At 36.4% G+C, this 21,793-nt stretch carries 21 protein-coding genes; 4 read left to right on the plus strand and 17 right to left on the minus strand.

Going from position 1 to position 21,793, the window contains the following annotated elements; translation table 11 throughout:
• Positions 1-346 precede the first annotated feature (346 nt).
• The gene (gene dnaE / locus MHH81_RS14200; protein WP_340922320.1) at positions 347-3,409 is read right to left on the minus strand and encodes a DNA polymerase III subunit alpha; all 3,063 of its coding nucleotides are present in this window, start codon (positions 3,407-3,409) and stop codon (positions 347-349) included.
• 15 nt (positions 3,410-3,424) lie between these two features.
• Positions 3,425-4,354, minus strand: coding sequence for a DHH family phosphoesterase (locus MHH81_RS14205; RefSeq protein WP_340922322.1), 930 nt, complete (start codon positions 4,352-4,354; stop codon positions 3,425-3,427).
• A 91-nt stretch (positions 4,355-4,445) separates the two neighbouring features.
• Between MHH81_RS14205 and MHH81_RS14210 the strand changes: the two genes are divergently transcribed.
• Positions 4,446-4,754, plus strand: coding sequence for a YtpI family protein (locus MHH81_RS14210; protein ID WP_340922324.1), 309 nt, complete (start codon positions 4,446-4,448; stop codon positions 4,752-4,754).
• A gap of 59 nt (positions 4,755-4,813) precedes the next feature.
• Here MHH81_RS14210 and MHH81_RS14215 read toward each other — a convergent pair whose 3' ends face one another.
• Complete coding sequence (locus tag MHH81_RS14215) at positions 4,814-6,121, minus strand: DRTGG domain-containing protein (protein WP_340922326.1); 1,308 nt, start codon at positions 6,119-6,121, stop codon at positions 4,814-4,816.
• Between the two features lie 55 nt (positions 6,122-6,176).
• Entirely contained in the window at positions 6,177-6,866 is a 690-nt protein-coding gene (locus MHH81_RS14220) for a metal-dependent hydrolase (protein WP_340922328.1), read from the minus strand.
• Between the two features lie 112 nt (positions 6,867-6,978).
• Here MHH81_RS14220 and MHH81_RS14225 point away from each other — a divergent pair, with 112 nt between their 5' ends.
• A complete protein-coding gene (locus MHH81_RS14225) occupies positions 6,979-8,070 on the plus strand; it encodes a M24 family metallopeptidase (protein WP_340922331.1) in 1,092 nt (363 codons plus the stop codon).
• Between the two features lie 28 nt (positions 8,071-8,098).
• On the opposite strand, the gene MHH81_RS14230 is transcribed toward MHH81_RS14225, so the two are convergent.
• The 3 genes from MHH81_RS14230 to ald form a co-directional block, all read right to left on the minus strand.
• Positions 8,099-8,452 carry a fluoride efflux transporter FluC gene (locus MHH81_RS14230; protein WP_340922333.1) on the minus strand — a complete coding sequence of 118 codons (354 nt, stop codon included), beginning with the start codon at positions 8,450-8,452 and terminating at the stop codon, positions 8,099-8,101.
• Positions 8,449-8,802 carry a fluoride efflux transporter CrcB gene (gene crcB / locus MHH81_RS14235; RefSeq protein WP_340922335.1) on the minus strand — a complete coding sequence of 118 codons (354 nt, stop codon included), beginning with the start codon at positions 8,800-8,802 and terminating at the stop codon, positions 8,449-8,451. The genes MHH81_RS14230 and crcB overlap by 4 nt, the downstream gene beginning before the upstream one ends.
• Before the next feature lie 75 nt (positions 8,803-8,877).
• Positions 8,878-9,993 carry an alanine dehydrogenase gene (ald, locus tag MHH81_RS14240; protein WP_340922337.1) on the minus strand — a complete coding sequence of 372 codons (1,116 nt, stop codon included), beginning with the start codon at positions 9,991-9,993 and terminating at the stop codon, positions 8,878-8,880.
• 216 nt (positions 9,994-10,209) lie between these two features.
• On the opposite strand from ald, the gene MHH81_RS14245 reads away from it, so the two are divergent.
• Positions 10,210-10,662, plus strand: coding sequence for a universal stress protein (locus MHH81_RS14245; protein WP_340922340.1), 453 nt, complete (start codon positions 10,210-10,212; stop codon positions 10,660-10,662).
• 34 nt (positions 10,663-10,696) lie between these two features.
• Here the strand turns inward: MHH81_RS14245 and MHH81_RS14250 are convergent, their stop codons facing one another.
• From MHH81_RS14250 to sppA, 5 genes are all read right to left on the minus strand, one after another.
• Positions 10,697-11,887 carry an acetate kinase gene (locus tag MHH81_RS14250; protein WP_340922342.1) on the minus strand — a complete coding sequence of 397 codons (1,191 nt, stop codon included), beginning with the start codon at positions 11,885-11,887 and terminating at the stop codon, positions 10,697-10,699.
• Positions 11,888-11,953: 66 nt separating this feature from the next.
• Entirely contained in the window at positions 11,954-12,883 is a 930-nt protein-coding gene (locus MHH81_RS14255; RefSeq protein ID WP_340922345.1) for a class I SAM-dependent methyltransferase, read from the minus strand.
• Positions 12,884-12,937: 54 nt separating this feature from the next.
• Positions 12,938-13,444 carry a thiol peroxidase gene (gene tpx / locus MHH81_RS14260; protein WP_340922347.1) on the minus strand — a complete coding sequence of 169 codons (507 nt, stop codon included), beginning with the start codon at positions 13,442-13,444 and terminating at the stop codon, positions 12,938-12,940.
• 34 nt (positions 13,445-13,478) lie between these two features.
• A complete protein-coding gene (locus tag MHH81_RS14265) occupies positions 13,479-14,060 on the minus strand; it encodes an RDD family protein (protein WP_340922349.1) in 582 nt (193 codons plus the stop codon).
• A 12-nt stretch (positions 14,061-14,072) separates the two neighbouring features.
• Positions 14,073-15,086 (minus strand): signal peptide peptidase SppA, encoded by a 1,014-nt coding sequence (gene sppA / locus MHH81_RS14270; RefSeq protein WP_340922351.1) that lies wholly within the window; start codon positions 15,084-15,086, stop codon positions 14,073-14,075.
• 104 nt (positions 15,087-15,190) lie between these two features.
• On the opposite strand from sppA, the gene MHH81_RS14275 reads away from it, so the two are divergent.
• Positions 15,191-15,991 carry an NAD kinase gene (locus MHH81_RS14275; protein ID WP_340922353.1) on the plus strand — a complete coding sequence of 267 codons (801 nt, stop codon included), beginning with the start codon at positions 15,191-15,193 and terminating at the stop codon, positions 15,989-15,991.
• 243 nt (positions 15,992-16,234) lie between these two features.
• On the opposite strand, the gene rarD is transcribed toward MHH81_RS14275, so the two are convergent.
• The 5 genes from rarD to MHH81_RS14300 form a co-directional block, all read right to left on the minus strand.
• Positions 16,235-17,131 carry an EamA family transporter RarD gene (gene rarD, locus MHH81_RS14280; protein ID WP_340922355.1) on the minus strand — a complete coding sequence of 299 codons (897 nt, stop codon included), beginning with the start codon at positions 17,129-17,131 and terminating at the stop codon, positions 16,235-16,237.
• 112 nt (positions 17,132-17,243) lie between these two features.
• Entirely contained in the window at positions 17,244-18,821 is a 1,578-nt protein-coding gene (mbcS, locus tag MHH81_RS14285) for an acyl-CoA synthetase MbcS (protein ID WP_340922357.1), read from the minus strand.
• Positions 18,822-18,985: 164 nt separating this feature from the next.
• The gene (locus tag MHH81_RS14290) at positions 18,986-19,180 is read right to left on the minus strand and encodes an alpha/beta-type small acid-soluble spore protein (RefSeq protein WP_340922359.1); all 195 of its coding nucleotides are present in this window, start codon (positions 19,178-19,180) and stop codon (positions 18,986-18,988) included.
• 246 nt (positions 19,181-19,426) lie between these two features.
• A complete protein-coding gene (gene thiI / locus MHH81_RS14295; protein WP_340922361.1) occupies positions 19,427-20,629 on the minus strand; it encodes a tRNA uracil 4-sulfurtransferase ThiI in 1,203 nt (400 codons plus the stop codon).
• A gap of 5 nt (positions 20,630-20,634) precedes the next feature.
• Positions 20,635-21,768 carry a cysteine desulfurase family protein gene (locus MHH81_RS14300; protein ID WP_340922363.1) on the minus strand — a complete coding sequence of 378 codons (1,134 nt, stop codon included), beginning with the start codon at positions 21,766-21,768 and terminating at the stop codon, positions 20,635-20,637.
• Positions 21,769-21,793 lie beyond the last annotated feature (25 nt).

Consider the following 21,793-nt stretch of genomic DNA (forward strand, 5'->3'; position numbering starts at 1 on the left):
ATTATTATGAATAATAATAATAAATACACCTGAAGAGGTAACTTTATCTAATTAAAAGTAAAGATAGTGGATATCTATAAGGAATTGTTTAATAAGGCAAGGTCCACCACGAAGACTCCTGTGGGAACAGCTTGAGCAGAAGACCCCGCAGGAACGCTTGAGGAAGTAAGGCTAAGAACGCCGCGTCCTGCGGCAACGCCTTCATGACCAACCTCGTGTTGGCCCGAGGCTGAAGCCAAGCCCACGGAAAGCGAAGTGGTGGTCCTTGCCGAATTTAATCTACAACTCTATGCACCCAAAATTGAGTTTGTCTACAGTCTGCATACTCTATTCAAAAGTATTTTTTTCAACAGTCTAAAATGGTTTTTGTTAATATTTGAACTTTTCCATTTCGTTTTTCGCATTTGCCTTCGACCAAAATAATAGAAAGCTCACTTAGCAGATTATTGTACTTCGCGTATTCTTCAGGAAATAAAGTAATAGAAAGACTTCCAGTATCATCTTGAATAGTGACAAAAGCCATCGCTTCACCTTTTTTCGTACGGATTCTTTTTATTTCTTGGATTAATCCCACTACTCTTACTTTCGAGTCTTTTGTAGATTGCAGTATGTTCCATATATTATTAATTGGTTCAGTAATATTTTTCTTCTTAACTATCGTTGGATGTTCAGAAAAATATTGTCCTAATACTTCTTTTTCAAATTGGAGTTTTAGCATTAAAGGCAATGGTTCTGACTTTATATATTTGGATTTCCCAAAATGTGAAGCATCTCCTCCAAATAAGTCCGTTTCTTCTGCAGGACTTACAAGCTCTGCATATTTTGCTGCTGCGTCTAGTGTTGCAAGTAAGGTCGAACGTTCCACACCAAAGTCATCTAATGCACCAGCCTTTATAAGCGGCTCTATATTCTTTCTCGTAAAATGAATAGCGGATATACTTGCAGCAAAATCAAATATATCTTCCCAATTCGTTGATCCATCCATCCTCTGCTTCAGTAGTTTCTGCGTAAATTGATGTGAAACCCCTTTTATTGCTTGTAAACCAAATCTCACTCCATCATTTTCAACTGTAAAAAATGGTAGGCTTTTAAATATGGATGGAGGAAATACCGGAATCTCTTTTTGTTTCATCTCCATAACTAGTTGGTTTAACTTTTCTTGATTTCCTGTAGCTGTACTTAATAGAGCGCAGTAGAATGCCAGTGGAAAATGGGCTTTCAAAAAGGCCATTTGATAGGATATGAGACTATAGGCAACCGCATGACTTTTTGGAAACCCATAGTCTGCAAATCGAACGATTAGGTCATAAACAGAAGAAGCTGCTTGCTCTGAATGACCAAGTTGAATTGCTTTCTGAACAAAATGGGTACGCTCTTTTTGTAAAATATCTCGATTTTTTTTACTTACAGCTCTTCGCAATAAATCGGCTTCTCCAAATGTAAATCCAGCCATTTGGGAGGCGATCTGCATAATTTGCTCTTGATATACTATAATGCCATACGTCTCTTGTAAAATAGGCTGCAAAACAGGATGTTCATACGTAACCGGTATTTGACCTAATTTACGTTTTGCGTATAGTGGAATACTATCCATTGGACCTGGTCTATATAATGCATTTACTGCTACTATATCTTCCAATCTAGTGGGCTGTATTTGTTTCAGCGCATTTCGCATCCCAGCTGATTCTAACTGAAAGACACCTGTCGTATCTCCATGTTGTAACAAGTGAAATGTACGTTCGTCATTTAGAGGAATATCGGTTAAAGAAAAATTCATAGAACGATTATTGTTAATAAGCTTTAAAATTCGTTCAATGATCGTCAGATTCCTTAAACCTAGAAAATCCATCTTTAACAAGCCTATTTGTTCTACTTCCTTCATTGGCCATTGTGTTAAAAATATCTCATCATGTCCGTTTTGAATAGGCACTACATCCACAAGCGGAACAGGAGACAACACAACACCTGCTGCATGGGTAGATGCATTTCTTGGCAAACCTTCTAAAGCAAGGGCCACTTGAAACCATTTCTTTCGAATATCCTCTGTCTGTATGAATTCTCGTAATTTTTGTGATTGCTCGAAAGCTTCTTGTAAGGTGATACCTAATTTATTTGGAATGAAAGAGGAAATAGCCTCTAATGTAGTAGACTCAAATCCAAACACCCTCGCAACTTCTCTAGCAACTGCTTTAGCAGATAGGGTTCCAAACGTAATAATTTGAGAAACGTAATTTTTCCCATATTTCTCAGCAACGTAATGTATTACTTCCATTCTTCTGGAATCAGCGAAATCGATGTCTATATCAGGCATGGTTATTCGTTCGGGATTTAAAAAACGCTCGAAAAGAAGCCCATAAGGTAAGGGATCCACATCCGTAATAAATAGAGAATAAGCCACAAGTGAGCTTGCAGATGAACCTCGACCAGGTCCCGTTAAAATATTGGCTTGCTTTGCAAATTTCATAAAATCTTGCACAATTAAGAAGTAATCCTCATAATTCATTTGATTAATAATTTGAAGTTCATAATGAAGTCGATCTTTATACTGTTGCTTCACTTCATGTAAACGTATTTTTAATCCTGCTTCACATAGCTCTCTTAAGTAATCTTTTGCTAGCACGGATTCCGGCAAGGGGAATTTCGGCATAATATGTGCTTGTTGATCAAAGTTCACTTGACATCCTATCAACATTTCCTGCGTATTTTCAAGCCAGTGAGGAACGTCTGAAAACCACTCGTTCCATTCTTCATTTGTTAAAACATGATACGAATGATCCGAAGGCTTTAGTCGATTATGATCCGTCATTTTCACGGATTGGTCCATAGCATTTAATACTTCGTAGGCAAATGCATCTTCTTTTTGTACATAGCGACTCATATGAAAGACGGTTATTTTTGTAGAGGTTTGCTGCGCGGCCTGTATTATTTCTATTTCCAATTCAAGCTTCCTACCATTTGGACGCTCCATTCCAATATATAGAGAAGAGATATCGAAAATAGTATGTAACTCTGAAAGTACTTCTGCAGAAAAATGGTTGTCAGCCTTATAAACAGCGATTAGACCAGTTTTATAGGCATGTAGCCATTTTTTAGGAAGGATAGTAAGTTCTCTTGTCTCAAGACTACTAGATATTTTCAATAAGTTCTCGTAACCTTCATTATTTTTTGCATATAGAACGACAACAACAGATTTACTTTCTAATTGGACATTCAAGGAAAGACCTATGACTGGCTGAATTTGATGTTTACTTAATTCATGCCAAAAAGGCAACAACCCATACAATCTACTGTTTGTAATGGCAGCTGCCTTTGCATTATTTTCTTTCAGCTTTTGAATGAGCTGCTCCAATTGAATTGTACTTTTCAGCATATCCGCTGATGTGACAATTTGTGGATATACTGTTTTCATATTAAACACCTCAATTTATAGCTTTTTCAAATCTTCCACGACTCGATCTGCTTCATCCCATGTTTGAACACTAGCGCCTGAAGCGAGCGGATGACCTCCACCACCGTATTTCTTAGCAATTCCATTAATAACCGGACCTTTAGAGCGTAAACGAACACGAATAGCATCTGCATCTTCAATGAAAAACACCCAGCATTTCATTCCTTTAACGTCCGCTAACGAACTTACTAATAAAGAAGCCTCTGACTCAGCTACCTTATACTTTTGTAGGAGTTCTCTCGTCAATTTCACGTGACCGACTCCTTTGTCATCCATCTCAAAGTTTGCATAAATATAGCCTTTGAGTTGAAGTATATTACTTTCCACTTCATACATGCCATTAAAAAGTGCTGTACGGTCAAAACCATAGGAAATTAATTCACCTGCAACGTTCATCGTTTGTTCTGTCGTACTTTGGAACATGAATCTGCCTGTATCCCCTACTATTCCTGCGTAAAGTAATCTTGCTATGACAGCATCCATTTTCCAACCCTTATATTCTCTAGCCTCAGCAAACAATTCAAAAATCATTTCACTCACAGAACTGGCATCTGTATCTACCCAAAGTAAATCTCCATATGCATCGTCATTTGGGTGGTGGTCAATTTTAAGGAGATAACTACCTAGCTTATACCGTTCATCATCTATTCTTTCCGTATTTGCAGTATCCGTTACAATGACTAATGCGTTTTGAAAGTCTTCATCTGTCACTACATCTGGATGAGCAAGAAAGTCTAATGTATTTTCATGGGTTCCTGTTGCAAATACTTTTTTGCTTGGATAGTTAAATGCTATTAATTCTTTAAGACCTATTTGTGAGCCGTATGCATCGGGATCTGGCCTAACATGACGGTGTAGAATTATTTTGTCATAGCGTTCGATTGTGTCTATGATTTGTCTTTTCATTTATTTTCCCCCATTGAGACTCGTTTACTATTCGCATTTTTAGAAATTTCCTTTACAATAATAGAAGATTATCTTTTATTGGAGGTTCATTATGTTTCTAAATGTACTATTCGTAATTGCTATAGTTGTCTCATTTGTTTGGTATTTTTATTATAAAACTAAACAGCTACGCACAACTTTACCTATTCGTAAAAAATGGTTCGCAGCAAAAGCTTCTGCATGTCTTGGAGCATTTTTACTATTTTTTGGGCTTAACTTTTTAGTTGTTTACCAATCCGGTGTAACCTATGTTGTTTCTGGATTATTCATTTTACTAGGCGGTTATTTTATGTATCATAATTTTAAGGCTGCTAAACACTATGGTCAGTTTGTAAAAGAGGAAGTTTCTCTAAATCAATAATCGCCTACGATGCAGCCAAATGCTGCATCATTTTTTTATTTACATAGAATCCTTACACTTTATCTTTCTAACAACTGATAGGTTACCATTGCTTTCCCTACTAGTTGTTTGTCATTAAATACTTCGATATCCATCTTCGCTACTTTTCGGCTCATTTCTAAAACACGAGCGTGAACTCTAAGAATACTTTCCAATTGAATTGGTTTTGTATAATAAATTGTCATATTTTCAACAACACTTTCTCCACGCTTCCGAATCTTCAATGTTTGCGCGCCAGTTTCTGTTAACAGGATAGTAAAAGCCCCATAAGACATCGCTCCATAGTGATCCGTCATTTGCGGAGTTACTTCAAACTCAAATAAAAATTCCTCCGTGGATATAACTTTTATTTGCTGTTTAACGATATCATCGATTGTTTCTCCATTTTGCGGCTGTCTAGAAGCGGCTTGTAAAGCTTTTAAAACATCTTGTCTACTAATAACACCTTCTAAATAATTACTATCTCGCACTACTGGCAACAAATCGATTCCTTCCCAGATCATTCGATGACTAGCAGATGCAACACTTGTTTTCATCGTTATGGATATTGGGTTTTTCGTCATCACTTTTTCAATCAATTCATTACTTGATTTCCCTATTACATCTCTAGCAGTAACGATCCCGACTAATTTATTCGATTTATCTACTACTGGAAATCCACCATGTGTCGTTAAATGGTTTAACTCCCGGTATTGCTTAACTTGGTCCGTTGTATATAGAAAGGACGTGTCTTGTATGGGTACATAAATATCTTCGATGAGTAAAACATCTTTTTTAATTAGTTGATCGTCTATTGCACGGTTAATCATTGTTGCCACTGTGAATGTATCGTAACTAGTTGAAATAACGGGTAACTCTAATTCATCTGCTAGCTTTTTAATACTGTCTAAAACATCGAATCCACCTGTGATTAATACTGCTGCTCCTGCTTGTAATGCAGTCTCATGGACTTTTAAGCGATTCCCAACTATTAGTAAGTTACTAGGCTCCACATAACGCATCATGTCATCCAGCTGCATTGCACCAATTACAAACTTATTCAATGTTTTATATAGACCCGTTTTACCACCTAAAACTTGTCCATCTACAATATTTACAACTTCAGCAAAAGTTAGTCTTTCAAAATGCTCTTTCTTCTTTAGTTCGATTCGAATTGTACCAACTCGTTCAATCGTACTAACTAGTCTTCTATTCTCCGCTTCTTTTATTGCTCGATAAGCTGTACCCTCACTGACTGCTAAATCCTTTGCAATTTGTCTAACGGATATTTTATCTCCAACAGGAAGATTTTCTATATATGCTAAAATTTGCTCATGTTTTGTTGTCATGTAGTCACATCCAAACGATTGTTATACGTTTATTGTACCACAATTTTCACTATATCTATTTATGTGACAATTGGACAAAGTCCCCTGCATTCAGTACTTGTACATCTGCAGTTTTCACAAGGTCTTTAAACTCATTTGGATCCTGCTTTATCGCCGGAAACGTATTATAGTGAATCGGAACCACTATTCTTGGGTTAAGTAATTGCACAGCATATGCAGCATCTTCAGGTCCCATCGTAAAGTTATCTCCAATTGGTAAAAATGCTACGTCAATATTATTTCGTTCCCCGATTAACTTCATATCTCCGAACAATGAGGTATCTCCAGCATGATAAATAGTTATTCCTCCAACTGTGAGCAGGATTCCCGCAGGCATTCCAGCGTAGATGGTCTTTCCTTCATTTGTTGTAAATGAAGAGCTATGAAAAGCTTGTGTATATTTGACTTTTCCGAAGTCAAAGTCAAATGCTCCGCCTATTCCCATTGCATGCACCTTTACTCCTTGTGATTCTATATAATTCGCAAGCTCAAATGTAGCAATTACGACTGCATCATTTCTTTTTGCGAGGTCAACCGTATCTCCCACATGATCATTATGGCCATGCGTTAATAAAATGACGTCGACACTTTCTTCCGAAGCTTTTAAATCTGTTTGCCCATTTCCAGTAATAAATGGGTCAATTAAAATTGTGTGTGTGTTTGTTTTAATCTTGATTACTGAGTGTCCATGATAGCTAATGCTCATGTCATCATCTCCTTTAATAATTTTAAACTTCCTCTTATTCTTCATTCAACGTAGATGCTAGAATTCCTTTATTCTGCTATTCTTATTATATAAACTAAAAAGAGGTGTCTTTATGAATCAAATAGAAAAAATTCAATCATTTTTACAATCTAATAATACGGATGCTGCTTTCATAACAACTCCAGACAATGTGTTTTATTTTACCGGCTTTAGAAGCAACCCACATGAACGCTTATTGGGGGTTGTTATTTTTAAAGATACCGCTCCCTTTATTATTTGCCCTAAAATGGAAATTCCAGACGCAAAAGCCGCTGGATGGACAGGTGATATTGTAGGACATCAAGATACAGAAAATGCTTGGGATATCGTTATTCAAACGATCCAAGAAAAAGTTGGAGGCATAAATACGCTTGCCATCGAAAAAGCACATGTAACTGTGGAGAGACTAGAAGCACTGGAGGAAAGAATCCCTTCTTTACAAGTTTCTAGAATTGATGAAAAGATAAACGAGCTTCGTGTGATCAAAACGGAAGAAGAATTAGTGAATATGCGTAAAGCTGCAGAACTTGCTGATTATGCAATTGAAGTTGGATGCAATGAAATTGCAGAAGGTAAGACTGAGCTCGAAATATTAAACGCGATTGAATTAGCAGTAAAAGAAAAAGGTGCGACACAAATGTCCTTCAATACAATGGTATTAAGCGGACCTAAGACAGCTTCTCCTCACGGAACTCCAGGTGATCGTAAAATCCAAAAAGGTGACTTTATATTATTTGACCTTGGGGTTGTCTACAATGGCTATTGCTCAGATATTACGCGCACCGTTGCTTTTGGTGAACCAACTTCGGATAAACGTGAAATATACGAAACAGTTCGTCAAGCGGAAGAAGCTGCAGTACAAGCTGTTAGACCAGGTATTACTGCGATGGAACTAGACAAAATTGCTCGTGATATTATTACAAATGCAGGTTATGGAGACTATTTTACACACCGTTTAGGACATGGACTTGGAATTTCTGTGCATGAGTTTCCTTCTATTACAGGAGTAAATGATATGAAACTAGAAGCTGGGATGGTTTTCACCATTGAACCTGGAATTTATCACCCAGAAATAACAGGCGTTCGTATCGAAGACGACGTTGTAGTAACAGCTGATGGAGTCGAAGTGCTAACTAAGTTTCCAAAAGAATTACAAATTCTATAGTATAGAAGCGCCCTTTTAGGGTGCTTTTTTACTGTCCAATCATATAGCCAATAACCGCTAATGCTAGTCCCCCTAAATAGGTAGTAGAAAAATAAAGAAGCCATCTAATCGGATTCTTTTGGAGTGTATATAATTCTTTATTGAAGGTAGAAAAAGTTGTAAACGCCCCTAGAAGACCGGTCCCAATCATTAATAAATAAAATTCTTCCATGTTAATCCCAATAATTATCCCAAGAAGAAATGAACCTACAATATTAACTGAAAGCGTCCCGTAAGGAAACCACCCATCCGATTTATTGTTCCATTTCTCTGAAATGTAAAACCTAGCAATCGCTCCTACAAATCCCGCGATGCCAACAGCAAACAAATAGGAGATACTCACCTACTCACCTCTTTTTTCCACCCTATGTTACTCATTAAACTTCCACCGACCACACTTACTCCAATATAAACGAAAGCAAGAATAGTATTACCATCGTGAAACAAACGGACTGTTTCGACACTAAATGCTGAAAACGTGGTAAAAGATCCTAAAAATCCAGTCCCGACTGCTACTTTTAGTTGTTCAGAAAACATGCTTCTAGACGTTATAAATGCTAAAGCAAAGCATCCTATTAAATTTACACATAATGTAGCGAATGGAAACACTGATTGTGAAAAAAATATATATCCTATAACATATCTTGCAATTGCACCCATTGCGCCTGCAACCCCTACGTAAAAAAACATCATTTTTTCATCTCCATTGATGCTAATAATCAGAAATCACCCAAGCCTGTACAGGTTTGGGTGAAGACCTTTTACTATTTAGTTTAAAAGAGTTGCTACATCAACATAAGGCAAGCCTTGTGCTTCCGCAACTGCCTTAAATGTTACGTGGCCTGCTAAAGTATTAATACCTTTTTGTAAAGCAAGATTATCTAAGCATGCTTGGATATACCCTTTGTTTGCAATTTGAACTGCATAAGGGACAGTAGCATTTGTTAACGCCATTGTGGAAGTTCTAGGTACTGCTCCTGGCATATTAGCAACTGCATAATGTACTACGCCATGTTTTACATAAGTTGGATTGTCATGTGTTGTAATGCGATCAGAAGTTTCGAAAATACCACCTTGGTCAATTGCAATATCAATTACAACAGAACCAGGAGACATAGATTTAATCATTTCTTCTGATACAAGCTTAGGAGCTTTGGCACCAGGGATGAGAACTGCTCCTACTACTAAATCTGCTTCTTTTACTGCTTGTCCAATATTATAAGGATTAGAGATTAATGTTTGAACATTGCTACCAAATAAGTCTTCTAATTGACGTAGACGATCAGCATTTAAATCGATAATTGTTACTTGTGCTCCCATACCTATAGCTATGCTAGCTGCGTTTGTACCGGCAATACCTCCACCTACAATCGTAACCTTTGCACGTGGTACCCCTGGAACTCCTCCAAGTAAAATACCTTTTCCACCATTAATTTTCTCTAAGTATTGAGCACCAAGTTGCGTTGCCATACGACCAGCAACTTCACTCATAGGAGTTAGCAATGGTAACGAGTTATTTGGAAGTTGAACTGTTTCGTACGCAATAGCAGTTACTTTCTTTTCCAGTAATACGCTCGTCAAATCTTCTTCAGGAGCTAAATGCAAGTAAGTAAAAAGAATTGATTCCTCACGAATAAGTGCAAATTCTTCATGAGTAGGCTCTTTTACTTTCATCACCATCTCTTGATTCCATGCTTCTTCTGCTGTTTGTACAATTGTTGCACCTGCAGCAATATAATCCTCATCCGTGAAACTTGAGCCTAATCCAGCGCCAGCTTCTATAAATAATTCGTGATTATAAAGTTTTAAACTTACTACTCCTGCTGGTGTCATTGCCACCCGATTTTCATTATTTTTTGTTTCTTTCGGAACGCCAATACGCATTTTTTTATCCCCCTATGTAAGCATTTTAATCAAAGCAATAATAAATGAAACATTCAAACAAGTCCATTTTATCATTAATAAATCAAAAATGCTCAACAAATAAATTAATTAAAAGGAAATGTTCACAGATTATCCAAATTAAATAAATAATAGTAGAAGGAATATACCAATAAATCTCGAAATATATATATATAACAAGTATAGGAGGTTTTAATAATGACATTGAAATATAGCCAAATTATTGTAGCGGTGGATGGTTCAAAGGAAGCAGAATTTGCATTTAAAAAATCAGCATCAATCGCAGCTAGAAATAACGCAACTTTAAATCTGATCAACATAATCGACACTAGATCATTCGCTGCAATCGAAGCTTATGACCGTTCCATTGCCGAAAGAGCTCAAGTATTTGCAGAAGAATTACTAGAAGGCTACAAAAAACAAGCAATTGCAGCAGGGGTTAAAAAAGTTAATATTATAGTGGACTACGGTTCACCTAAATCCATGATTTCCAAAGACATCGCGAAAAGGGTAGAAGCAGATTTAATTATCTGTGGTGCTACTGGTCTTAATGCTATGGAAAGATTTCTTATCGGAAGTGTATCCGAATATATCGTTCGTTCCGCATCTTGCGACGTATTAGTAGTTCGTACAGAAGAAAAACCAGATTAATACATGAAGGATAGCCCAAAGCGGCTATCCTTTTTTATACCCCTGCAATTCTCATCGTATCTCTCGCAATCATTATTTCTTCGTTTGTTGGTATCACGATGACTTTAACAGGAGAATGTGGGTAATTAATAAACCCTTCCTTACCATTCAATTTGTTTAAATCAGGGTCCATATAAACACCCATGAATTGAAGTCCCGTCAACACTTTTTCGCGAATAACATCACTATTCTCTCCAATACCAGCTGTGAAGATAATGGCGTCTACACCGTTCATACGGGCAGCATAAGATCCAATATATTTATGTATTCTATTAGCAAATACATCAAGTGCTAATTGAGCACGATCATTCCCCTTAGATGCCTCTACTACAATATCTCTTAAATCACTTGAAAAACCAGAAACACCAAGCATTCCAGATTTTTTATTCAACACATCTAATATTCCCTCTGCACTTTTTCCCGTTTTCTCCATTAAATAAGGAATGAGAGCGGGATCAATGTTACCTGACCTAGTGCCCATCGTTACACCTGCAAGTGGTGTAAAGCCCATAGATGTATCAATCGACTTTCCTTGGTGAATTGCAGCGATGCTTGCCCCATTGCCCAGATGGCAAGAGATAAAACGAGTAGTTTCCAACGGTCGATTTAACAGTTCTGCAGCACGATTCGCTACATATTTGTGAGATGTACCGTGAAAGCCGTATTTTCGTATTCCATATTTTTCATAGTAATTATAAGGAATAGAGTATAGATAAGAACTTTCTGGCATCGTTTGATGAAAGGCAGTATCAAAGACGGCTACGGCAGGAACATTCGGCAATTCCTTTGCAAATACCTTAATACCTGCCACATTTGCAGGATTGTGAAGTGGTGCAAGCTCGGACAACTCTTCTAAGGTCACTAAAACATCCTCCGTAATAAGTACAGAGTCACTATAAACCTCTCCTCCATGGACGACACGATGTCCTATTCCTTGTATATCGTCTAACGAGTCAATCACACCTTTATCCAATAACATGTTTATTAATAATTTGACTGCTTGTGCATGATTTTCAACTGATTGAATCATATGAATACGCTCGTTTTTAGTCGACATAGTAAAAACTGGATCACTTAAACCGATTCGCTCTATTAAACCTTTCGCAATTACTACTTCTGCTGGCATTTTATATAATTGAAACTTTAAAGAAGAACTTCCTGCATTTATTGCTAAAATATTTGGCATAAAAAAAACGCCCCTTCTTTGAACTAGTACTTTAATTGTACCGTTCGTTTTAGGGGCGAGCAACTTTCACTTGGAATTTTCTTCTTGCCATATATCTATTTTTTGGAAGAATAGTTCCATTGCTTCTTTGTTCGACATATTAGGAACTTTTGCAAGCAACACTTCTCGTGGTGCTTTCAGTGCCTCACTTTTCTTTTGCAAAATGAGCAAGCTTTTTTCTTGTCCTTTAGTTTTAAAGATGGAAGATGGAAATTGAATGACTGCTTGGATCCATCCCTGTTCCTTAATAAATTTATGAAGCTGTGCTGCTTGTTTGGTTTCAAAAATAGTAGCAGGGACTAAAAAGTATAGATAACCACCTGGTTTCACATGCTTCATCGACTGTTCCATAAATAAGTGATGTGCATAAGACATTTCATCTTTACTTTGTAGAAAATAGTCTTGTGCAGTTTCCTCATCCGGATAGAAACCAACCGGTAAATCACTTACTACGATGTCCACTGGATCAATTAATAAAGGTTTTAGAGCATCTTGTCGAAACAACTGTACATCATGTGTTAGCAGTTCACCTGTTTGAGCTGCAAGTTGAATCAGTAACTCATCAATTTCAACACCAAAAGCGTAATTTTCTGTAGGTATGGCATTCATTATGGTGTACAGTAAATTACCTGTTCCAAGCGCAGGATCTAAAATAGAAAGTTCTTTTTTGCCTTTCGCCATTTCTTTTACAAAATAACTTACTAATAAACCGATGGCATCTGGAGTCATTTGATGATTCACTTGAGCTGATTTTTTCATCCCTTTTAAGATGGCCAACTGAACTGCTTTTCGAATCTGTTCTTTGTCTGGATTATATACGGTAGGAACTTTTTTCTCTTCTAGCCATAGTTCAAGAGCGTAAACAACGCCTTCTAAATAGGTTGCTGATTGTTGTTCTTCTATAAACGTACTTTCTTGGTCAATAAAGGTAAAAATTTGTTCAACATTTGTATGCATAAATATCCCTCATATGAAAACCCACTCTCAACTGCGAGTGGGTTTCGTGTATTATTAATTCGTTGCTGCTTTAACAGCTTCTAGAGCTTTTTCATAGTCTGGATGATCTGTACCTTCGCTTACATATTCAGCATACGTTACAACATCGTTTTTATCTACTACAAATACAGCGCGAGCTAGTAAACGTAATTCTTCCATGTATACACCGTAAGCTTCTCCGAATGATAGGTCTCTGTGGTCAGATAAAGTTTGAATTGCTTCTGCTGCATTTGCCCCACACCAACGTTTTTGCGCGAATGGCAAGTCTACTGAGATTGTTAAAATAACCACATCGTCACCTAAACTAGCAGCGCTTTGATTGAATTTATTTGTTTGGATAGAACAAACACCTGTATCAAGGGAAGGAACTACACTGATTAAACGAACTTTACCAGCAGAGTCTTGAAGTGTAACGGCTGATAAATCGTTTGCTAGTACTTTAAAGTTTGGCGCTTTTTCTCCAACTATTATTTCTTTACCTACTAAAGTTACTGGATTATTTTTAAATGTTACTTGAGCCATATATGTAGCCTCCTTTTTCATTATCTTTATCTTACTAGAATACATTCTGCTCTTGCAACTCTTTTGCAGTTGAAGGATGTTCATATTCTACTTTTTCCTTTTTCTCGTAAGATGCTTCATATACTACTAAAGTATCGGCGATATAATCGTGAATTGCTTGTTTCTTTGGTGTAAATCCCACGACAATATACGGAATATTAAATGGAATTACGGAAATAAGACGTCCAATCCACTCTCTAAACAGAACAGTACTCCATGTTAATTTTCCGCCATCCTTCGAAACTACTCGAATGCCAACAATTATTTTCCCTACTGTTTGATGACATAACTTCGTCATTAATACAAAATAAGTGTAAAAAATGATTGCAGTAATTATGGCAAAAGGTGCGTACCATTTGGAATCATTAAGAGCTAATGAAAAAATACGAAACACAGGTTTTATTAGTAACATACCGATGGATGACAATATAAGGATGTCTATTGTATAAGCCCAAAAGCGAATCCAAAAACCAGCAGCTTTCGGTTCATATTGTGCTGTTCGATGAACAACAACCTTTTGGGTTATCGATGTGTTCTCTTGCACATCATGCTCATCTGTCTGTACAACTTCACTCATCTGGACCCCTCCTTATTCATTCCCGTATAAATACATCATTTTTGGTGCATTATTATCTGTTATTAACTTGGCAATTATCTTGGATTCCATATCAACACCTAAAACTGATTGAGCTTTCATTTTAAATATTGAACCAAAACTTTGAGTATAACCATATTCAAATACTTCAGCATTTTCTAAGTTATAATCTGTTTTAATAGCTTGCACTACGTCTTCTAAAAATCCAAAGTCATCCGCTAAACCTGCTTCAATTGCTTGACGTCCATTTACGATTCTTCCATCTGCCACTTTTTTCACTTCAGCTTCTGTCATGTTACGACCTTCTTCGATAATATCGACAAAATCCTCATACGATTCGTTTAACATTTCTTGCAGCATATTTCTTTCTGCTTCTGTCATTTCTCTTGTTGGGCTCATGATGTCTTTGTATGGACCAGATTTAATCGTTACAAATTCTACTCCGTATTTATCTGCCAGTTTTCCATAGTTAATGCTATGCATGATAACACCAATGGATCCTGTAATTGTTTCTTTGTTCACAAAAATTTTATCTGCTGGTGCAGAAATATAATATCCACCAGAAGCAGCCATACTTCCCATTGATACATAAATTGGTTTTGCTGTTTCTTCTTGTATTTCCTTAATTTCTTTATAAATTTGGGCTGATTCTACAACTCCACCCCCTGGTGAATTAACTTGTAGTACAATCGCTTTCACCGATTCGTCCGTTTTCGCTTGTTCTAATTGTTGTAAGAAGAATTGATGATTATACCCTTCTGCTCCGAATAGTGTATTAGCACTTCCTGTATCTTGAATTACTCCGTCAACTGTTAATAAAGCTACGCGTTCGTTCACGTTTCCTTCTTCTATTACCGTTTCAAAAAAATCTGAACTGGCAACAGATGCAAAATCATCCATAAAAGCTGTCCAATCTGTTGAAAAGGCACTTGAAAGCGTGTTAACGCCTATAGAAATTACCAATAATATGGTCGCCCCTAAAATAGCAAACCAGCGTTTCATATTCATAAATGTTACTCCTCCTTTAACTTTCCTCTTTTTATACGTAAAAAATGTCAAAACGTTTCATGTAATGCTAAAATATATATAATTATATAAAAAGGAGAATACTTATGACCTCCAGAAATACAATATATTTATATACTAAGAATGACACAAAGTCTTTGCAAATAAAAGCTACATTGGAAAAAGCAATTATACAACATGGATTTAAAGTCGTAGAAGAAGATCATCAAGCTTCAATCATAGTAAGCATTGGAACAGACGGTTCTTTTTTACAAGCCGTTCGCAATACGGGTTTTAGACAAGATTGCTTGTATGCTGGTATTTCAACGTCAGATTCCTTAAGTATGTATTGTGATTTCCTTGCTGATGATATCGAGGCAATGGCAGAAGCTGTCTTAACTAATAAAATTGAAGTTCGTAAGTATCCTGTCCTAGAAATTTCGGTAAACAATAATCCAAAATTTTTATGCTTAAATGAGTTTACAATACGGTCTAATATTATCAAGGCATTTGTATTAGATATTTTTATTGACCATAAGCATTTTGAATCGTTTAGAGGAGATGGCATGGTCATATCGACTCCTACTGGTAGTTCCGCTTATAATAAATCGTTAAATGGGGCTATCGTCGACCCACTTCTACCATGTATTCAAGTTGCAGAGATTGCTTCTATAAATAGTAATGAGTTTAGAACATTAGGTTCTTCATTTATTTTAAGTGGTAGTAGATCATTAGAACTTCAGTTACATAAAGATTGGAACGATTACCCTTCCATGAGTACAGATAATGAAGCGCTAAGTATTCAACACGTAGAGTCTGTCACCATCTCACTTAGTGATAAAGTAGTAAAAACAGTAAAACTTAAAAATAATAGCTATTGGGAAAAAGTTAAACGTACCTTTTTATAAGGCTAGGTTAAATTACTCTGTTGTTTATTAGAAGAATAAATTTTCTGAAGAAAATCCGCGAGACACCTGCGGAAAAACCGGCTACCAAGACACCGCACCGAGCTTATAGGAACAAATCTTGTTGCCTCAAGGTGGCTAGGCAGTTCGTCCAAGGAAAGCGAGCGGATTTTCGACAAGTAACAACAGGATCGTTTAACAGAGCCTTTTAGAAAGTAAAACAGGTAGTTTCGTCGTCAAACGTGACTACCTGTTTTTTCGTACTTCCACAATTTTTGAAATAGTAAATAGGATTAATGCACACCAAATGAAAGAAAATGACAAAAACTCAATTTTACTAAATTGTTCATCGTACATGAAGATACCTACTAATAACATAATCGTTGGTGCAATATACTGAATGAATCCTGACATATAAAGTGGCATTGTTTTAGTCCCTTTTGCAAAAAATATAAGAGGGACCGCAGTTGCTACACCTGTTAATATTAACAAAATGACCGTAGATAAATCCGATGAGAAAAACATTGCTTTGTCCGTTGCAACCAAGTATCCAAAATAAATTAGCGCTACAGGAAGTACAAAAAATGTTTCAATCGTTAGTCCCCTTGATGCATTAATCTTCAACCTTTTTTTAATAAGTCCATAAAATGCAAACGTAATTGCTAATGTAAAGGCAATCCAGGGAATCTCACCATATGAGATTGTTAAAATTAATACACCAGCAGCAGCAATTACAACAGCTAAATGTTGCGCCTTTGATAATTTTTCTTTAAAAAATACTATACCGAGTACGACAGAGAGTAAAGGGTTTATGTAATATCCTAGGCTTGTTTGTACAATATACCCTGCATTTACTGCATATATGTATGTAAACCAATTTCCTGTTACTAAATACGAAGCGATGACTAGGCTCCAGAAATCTTTCTGATTGCCCCATAACTCTTTTAAATCCATCATAAGTTGTTTAAAATTACGACCAACTATCACAAGCAGTAAAGTAAATATAAAAGACCAAATGACTCGACCTGATAATATTTCATCACTGGAGACATGGTCTAGTAACTTCCAATATATTGGCATGAATCCCCAAAATACATAAGCTATTACAACCATTATTATTCCTTGCTTTTCTTCCGTTTGCAATACTTCACCTCTTTATTTTGATACACGAAATAATAGACTCATTATATTGCTTAAGCTCTTTAAAGTAAATAAAAAAAGCACGGAGATTAATTCTCTCTCCGTGTTTTCTCTTCTATTTTTTCATTTGATCTTTCTGTCTTAACTCGATTCTTCTAATTTTACCTGATGTTGTTTTCGGTAGTTCAGCTATAAATTCAATTTCGCGTGGATACTTATAAGGAGCAGTCATGGCCTTTACATGATTTTGCAGCTCCTTCACTAATTCAGCTGAGCCTTGAACAGTTGAATCTCTTAAAACAACGTATGCTTTTACAATTGATCCACGAACTTCATGTGGACTTCCAATAACCGCACACTCTTGTACAGCGGAATGTTTTGTTAGTGCATCTTCTACTTCGAACGGTCCAATCGTGTAACCCGAGCTAATAATGATGTCATCTCCTCTACCTTCAAACCAGAAATAGCCATCTTCATCTTTTTTCGCTTGGTCACCTGTAATATAATAGTCTCCTCTAAATTGCATCGAAGTTCTTTCAGCATCTTTTAAATATTCCTTGAAAAGTGCAGGAGTTGTTATGTGGACTGCAATATCTCCTACCTCGCCCGGTGCGCAAATTTCGCCATGTTCATTAATAATATCCACTGTATTTCCGGGTGTCGGTTTACCCATAGAGCCTGGTCTTGCTTCCATGCCTTTCATTGTTCCAACAAGTAATGTATTTTCGGTTTGGCCATAGCCGTCTCGTACTTCTAAATTGAAAAATTTACCGAATGTGTCAATAACTTCTCTGTTTAAAGGTTCACCAGCAGATACTGCGCTATGAAGGGAAGAAAGATTATAGTTTGTTAACCCTTCAACTTTCGCCATAATACGATACTCAGTTGGTGTACAACAGATGACATTCACTTTTTTCTCTTGAATAATATTTAAATATATATTCGGTTCAAATTTCCCATTATATACATACCCAATCGCCCCACTACCAAGCGTTGCAAGGAAAGGACTCCAAATCCATTTCTGCCATCCAGGACTCGCAGTTGCCCAAACTATATCCCCTTCTTGGATACCAAGCCAGTTAGGAGCAGATGTACGCAAATGTGCAAATGCCCATCCATGTGTATGTACAACTCCTTTCGGATTACCTGTTGTTCCACTTGTATAAGATAGGAATGCCATATCATCTTTCAATGTATCTATCGCTTGAAACTCATCTCTTTCATTTTCCATTTCATTCGTTAAAGAAGACCAGTTTCCATGACCATTCCCAATTACTAATAATAATTTTTCCTCCAAGTGTTTTACATCGTTAAATTGATGTAAAAATGGCTCATAGGCAATAATTGCTTTTGCTTCACTATGTTCTAAACGATACTCAATATCCTTTGCTCTTAGCATTTCAGAACTAGGTATTACAACTAACCCAGCTTTTAAAGCTGCAATATAAACTTCATATGCTTCAATTAATCGAGGTACCATTACTAAAATTACATCGCCTTTTTGAAGACCTTTTCTCGTAAAAAGATTAGCAATTTTATTTGCTCGTTGCATTAATTGTTTATACGTACTTTTTCTCGTCTCGCCTTTTTCTGACTCCCAAATTAATGCTAACTTGTTTTCATCCGCAGTAAACTTTTCAAATTCACTTACTAGGTTATAATGCAATGGAGCAATCAAATCTTGTTTTATCATTCCATTTCCTCCTTTAAGTTATCATTAAATTATAAAGTAAATTATGTAATAATTAAATATATATTTAATTTTCTGATATCATTCTAATGTAATTTTTATACGTCTATTAAAGCATAAAAAAGTAAAACCGGCAGCATAATTGCTACCGGTTTTACAGTGTTATATTATTTTAAAAATCCATTCATTTGTTGTTGAGCCTGTTGCACTAATCGCTTTGTAATTTCTCCGCCTACGGATCCGTTGGCACGCGATGAAGCATCAGGTCCAAGTTGTACTCCAAACTCTTGAGCAATTTCATATTTCATTTGATCAATCGCTTGTTTTACGCCTGGAACTACAAGTTTATTGTTGTTTGGCATGTCTCTCACCTCCTTGTGAAATTAGAATGGCTTTTTTCATTCAAATCATGCACAGGTTCAAGGAGGTATATTTTGCTATTTTTTAGGCGTTGTCATATTGTGCTGTTGTTTTTTAGTATAATTTGCGGTAGAATCCGCGCAGACTCCTGCGGGAAAGATAGCCAGCCGAGGAGGCTTATCGGTTCGCCCTCGGAAAGCAAGCGGATTCTACCAGATAACAACCATCAAGTTTAACAGAGCTATTTCTTAAAGTAAGTTTTCGAAATTACTGTTTTTTCTCAATGGGAACGAAATCACTTCTCTGTTTTCAACCGCTTCTTTTATCAGATCATCAAAATCCTTAAAGCTTTCATAATACTCCACTTTTTCAAGCTTTGGTTTTGTTTTTGGACAAGATGGCGTGAAAATCGTACAACAGTCTTCATATGGTAATATGGAAGTCTCATACGTCTTTATTTCCCGGGCAATATCTATAATGTCTAATTTATCCATTGAAATTAGTGGTCTAAAAACAGGAGTCGTAGTAACTGCATTTATTGCAGTCAAGCTTTCAAGTGTCTGACTTGCAACTTGTCCTAAGCTTTCTCCTGTCACTATTCCTAATGCTCCTATTTCTTCACGAACAATATCGGCAATTTTCATCATCATTCTTCTAGTTGTTGTCATAGTTACATTTTCTGGAATTTGCGATTGTATGCTTTGTTGAATATCTGTAAAAGGAATAACATGTAGTCTCACTGTTGCTCCAAAATGACTTAGCTGATTGGCTAAGTCCATTACTTTTTCTTTTGAACGTTCACTTGTAAATGGAGGACTGTGAAAATGAATTGCATCCAGTCGAACTCCACGCTTCAACAGCATATAGCCAGCAACTGGACTATCTATTCCACCAGAAAGCATTAATAAGGAGCGTCCATTTGAACCTAATGGCATTCCACCTGCTCCTGGAATTACCTGCGCCATCATATAAACCGCATCTGCCAACACTTCTATGCGTAGGTCAATTTCCGGTTTTTTCATTTGCACTTTTAAAGTAGGATGATGTCTTAAAACATGGCTAGCAATGGTCTTTTGCAATTCATATGTATCCATTGGAAAACGTTTGTCTGTACGTTTTACAGTTACACGGAATGTTTTATCTTGACTATCTAGACTTCCCATTATTTGCAGTGCTGTTGCTTGAATATCCTCTAAACCCTGTGAACAAGATGCAACTGGACTGAATGATTGAATGCCAAATATTTTTGGAAGTCGTTGAATTAACTCTTGAATCTCTGAGTCCTCCGTCGAAGTTAAAAACATTCGATCTCTTTCCGCCTGTACTTTAATATTTGGTAGATCAACAAATGAAAATTTGATGTTATTTCTCAAATGGCTAATAAACTGTTTCCTATTTTTTCCTTTTGTTGATAATTCACCGTATCTTACTAATATTTTTTCCCACTTCATAAAATTTAGTCTCCTTTAATTACATTCATCACATGTGTAAATATATTTTTAAATTGTTCTATTTCTTCTTCCGTATTAATGGAGCTAAAACTTAATCGTATTACTCCTTTAATGTACTCATCTTGTATATGCATAGCTTTTAATACATGGCTCGTTTTCGTTTGCCTAGATGAACATGCGCTGCTCGTAGAAACAATAACATCTTTTTGTTGCAATGCATTAATTAGAACTTCCCCTTTTATTTTGCTCACTGAGAACGAAACAATATGCGGAGCTCTATCTGGGGGAGAAATAATTTTAATGTTTGGAAAGGAATTTAAAAAATGAATAAGGTTATTAGTCATCTTTTGCATCTTTTCCGCAACATCTGACATTTGCTCACTTGCAAGTCTTACTACTTTTGCTGTACAAACTGCTAACGGAACAGGTGTTGTTCCACTTCGTATACCTGATTCCTGTCCACCTCCAAAAAGGATTGGTTCTACTTCAATGAATTTATTTAATGCAAGTAGGCCTGAACCTTTTAAACCGTGGATTTTATGAGAAGAAATCGTAAGAGCATCAATATCGAATGCTTGAAAATGTACCGGTAATTTACCAAAGCTTTGTACAGCATCTACGTGAATCAACGCTCTACCTTGCCCTCTTACAATGCTCGATATTTGTTGAATTGGTTGGATTGCTCCTGTCTCATTATTCACATGCATAACACTTACTAAAACAGTATTGTCACGAAGTAGATTTTTTAGCGCATCTAATAATATAATTCCTTCCGAATCGACAGGAATCCACTCTACTTCATATCCAACTTTGCTTAATTGTTTTGCAGCTTCTAGCACAGATGGATGCTCAATTTCTGAAACAAGTACATGATTTCCACGATGCTTATATTTAGTGGCCAATCCAAATATGGCTAGATTATTGGATTCTGTACCACCGGATGTAAAATAAATTTTATCACTAGACGTGTGTAAAATATCTGCCACTTGCTCTCTAGCAGATTGCAATAACTCATTTGTTTGATGACCAAATTCATGAATGGATGCAGGATTCGCCCAAAAATTTTCATTTACCGCCACAAATGTTTTCATAATCTCAGGATGCACTTTTGTTGTGGCGCTATTGTCAAAATAAATCAATGTATTCCTCTCTCCTTTTCGGAAA

It is taken from the genome of Psychrobacillus sp. FSL H8-0484 (genome assembly GCF_038005325.1).
Taxonomy (GTDB): domain Bacteria; phylum Bacillota; class Bacilli; order Bacillales_A; family Planococcaceae; genus Psychrobacillus.

What these genes read in the sequence shown, in the direction of transcription:
- dnaE (WP_340922320.1), bottom strand. Translation starts at nt 3,409, where the DNA reads ATGAAAACAGTATATCCACAAATTGTCACATCAGCGGATATGCTGAAA.
- MHH81_RS14205 (WP_340922322.1), bottom strand. Translation starts at nt 4,354, where the DNA reads ATGAAAAGACAAATCATAGACACAATCGAACGCTATGACAAAATAATT.
- MHH81_RS14210 (WP_340922324.1), top strand. Translation starts at nt 4,446, where the DNA reads ATGTTTCTAAATGTACTATTCGTAATTGCTATAGTTGTCTCATTTGTT.
- MHH81_RS14215 (WP_340922326.1), bottom strand. Translation starts at nt 6,121, where the DNA reads ATGACAACAAAACATGAGCAAATTTTAGCATATATAGAAAATCTTCCT.
- MHH81_RS14220 (WP_340922328.1), bottom strand. Translation starts at nt 6,866, where the DNA reads ATGAGCATTAGCTATCATGGACACTCAGTAATCAAGATTAAAACAAAC.
- MHH81_RS14225 (WP_340922331.1), top strand. Translation starts at nt 6,979, where the DNA reads ATGAATCAAATAGAAAAAATTCAATCATTTTTACAATCTAATAATACG.
- crcB (WP_340922335.1), bottom strand. Translation starts at nt 8,802, where the DNA reads ATGATGTTTTTTTACGTAGGGGTTGCAGGCGCAATGGGTGCAATTGCA.
- ald (WP_340922337.1), bottom strand. Translation starts at nt 9,993, where the DNA reads ATGCGTATTGGCGTTCCGAAAGAAACAAAAAATAATGAAAATCGGGTG.
- MHH81_RS14245 (WP_340922340.1), top strand. Translation starts at nt 10,210, where the DNA reads ATGACATTGAAATATAGCCAAATTATTGTAGCGGTGGATGGTTCAAAG.
- MHH81_RS14250 (WP_340922342.1), bottom strand. Translation starts at nt 11,887, where the DNA reads ATGCCAAATATTTTAGCAATAAATGCAGGAAGTTCTTCTTTAAAGTTT.
- MHH81_RS14255 (WP_340922345.1), bottom strand. Translation starts at nt 12,883, where the DNA reads ATGCATACAAATGTTGAACAAATTTTTACCTTTATTGACCAAGAAAGT.
- tpx (WP_340922347.1), bottom strand. Translation starts at nt 13,444, where the DNA reads ATGGCTCAAGTAACATTTAAAAATAATCCAGTAACTTTAGTAGGTAAA.
- MHH81_RS14265 (WP_340922349.1), bottom strand. Translation starts at nt 14,060, where the DNA reads ATGAGTGAAGTTGTACAGACAGATGAGCATGATGTGCAAGAGAACACA.
- sppA (WP_340922351.1), bottom strand. Translation starts at nt 15,086, where the DNA reads ATGAATATGAAACGCTGGTTTGCTATTTTAGGGGCGACCATATTATTG.
- MHH81_RS14275 (WP_340922353.1), top strand. Translation starts at nt 15,191, where the DNA reads ATGACCTCCAGAAATACAATATATTTATATACTAAGAATGACACAAAG.
- mbcS (WP_340922357.1), bottom strand. Translation starts at nt 18,821, where the DNA reads ATGATAAAACAAGATTTGATTGCTCCATTGCATTATAACCTAGTAAGT.
- MHH81_RS14290 (WP_340922359.1), bottom strand. Translation starts at nt 19,180, where the DNA reads ATGCCAAACAACAATAAACTTGTAGTTCCAGGCGTAAAACAAGCGATT.
- thiI (WP_340922361.1), bottom strand. Translation starts at nt 20,629, where the DNA reads ATGAAGTGGGAAAAAATATTAGTAAGATACGGTGAATTATCAACAAAA.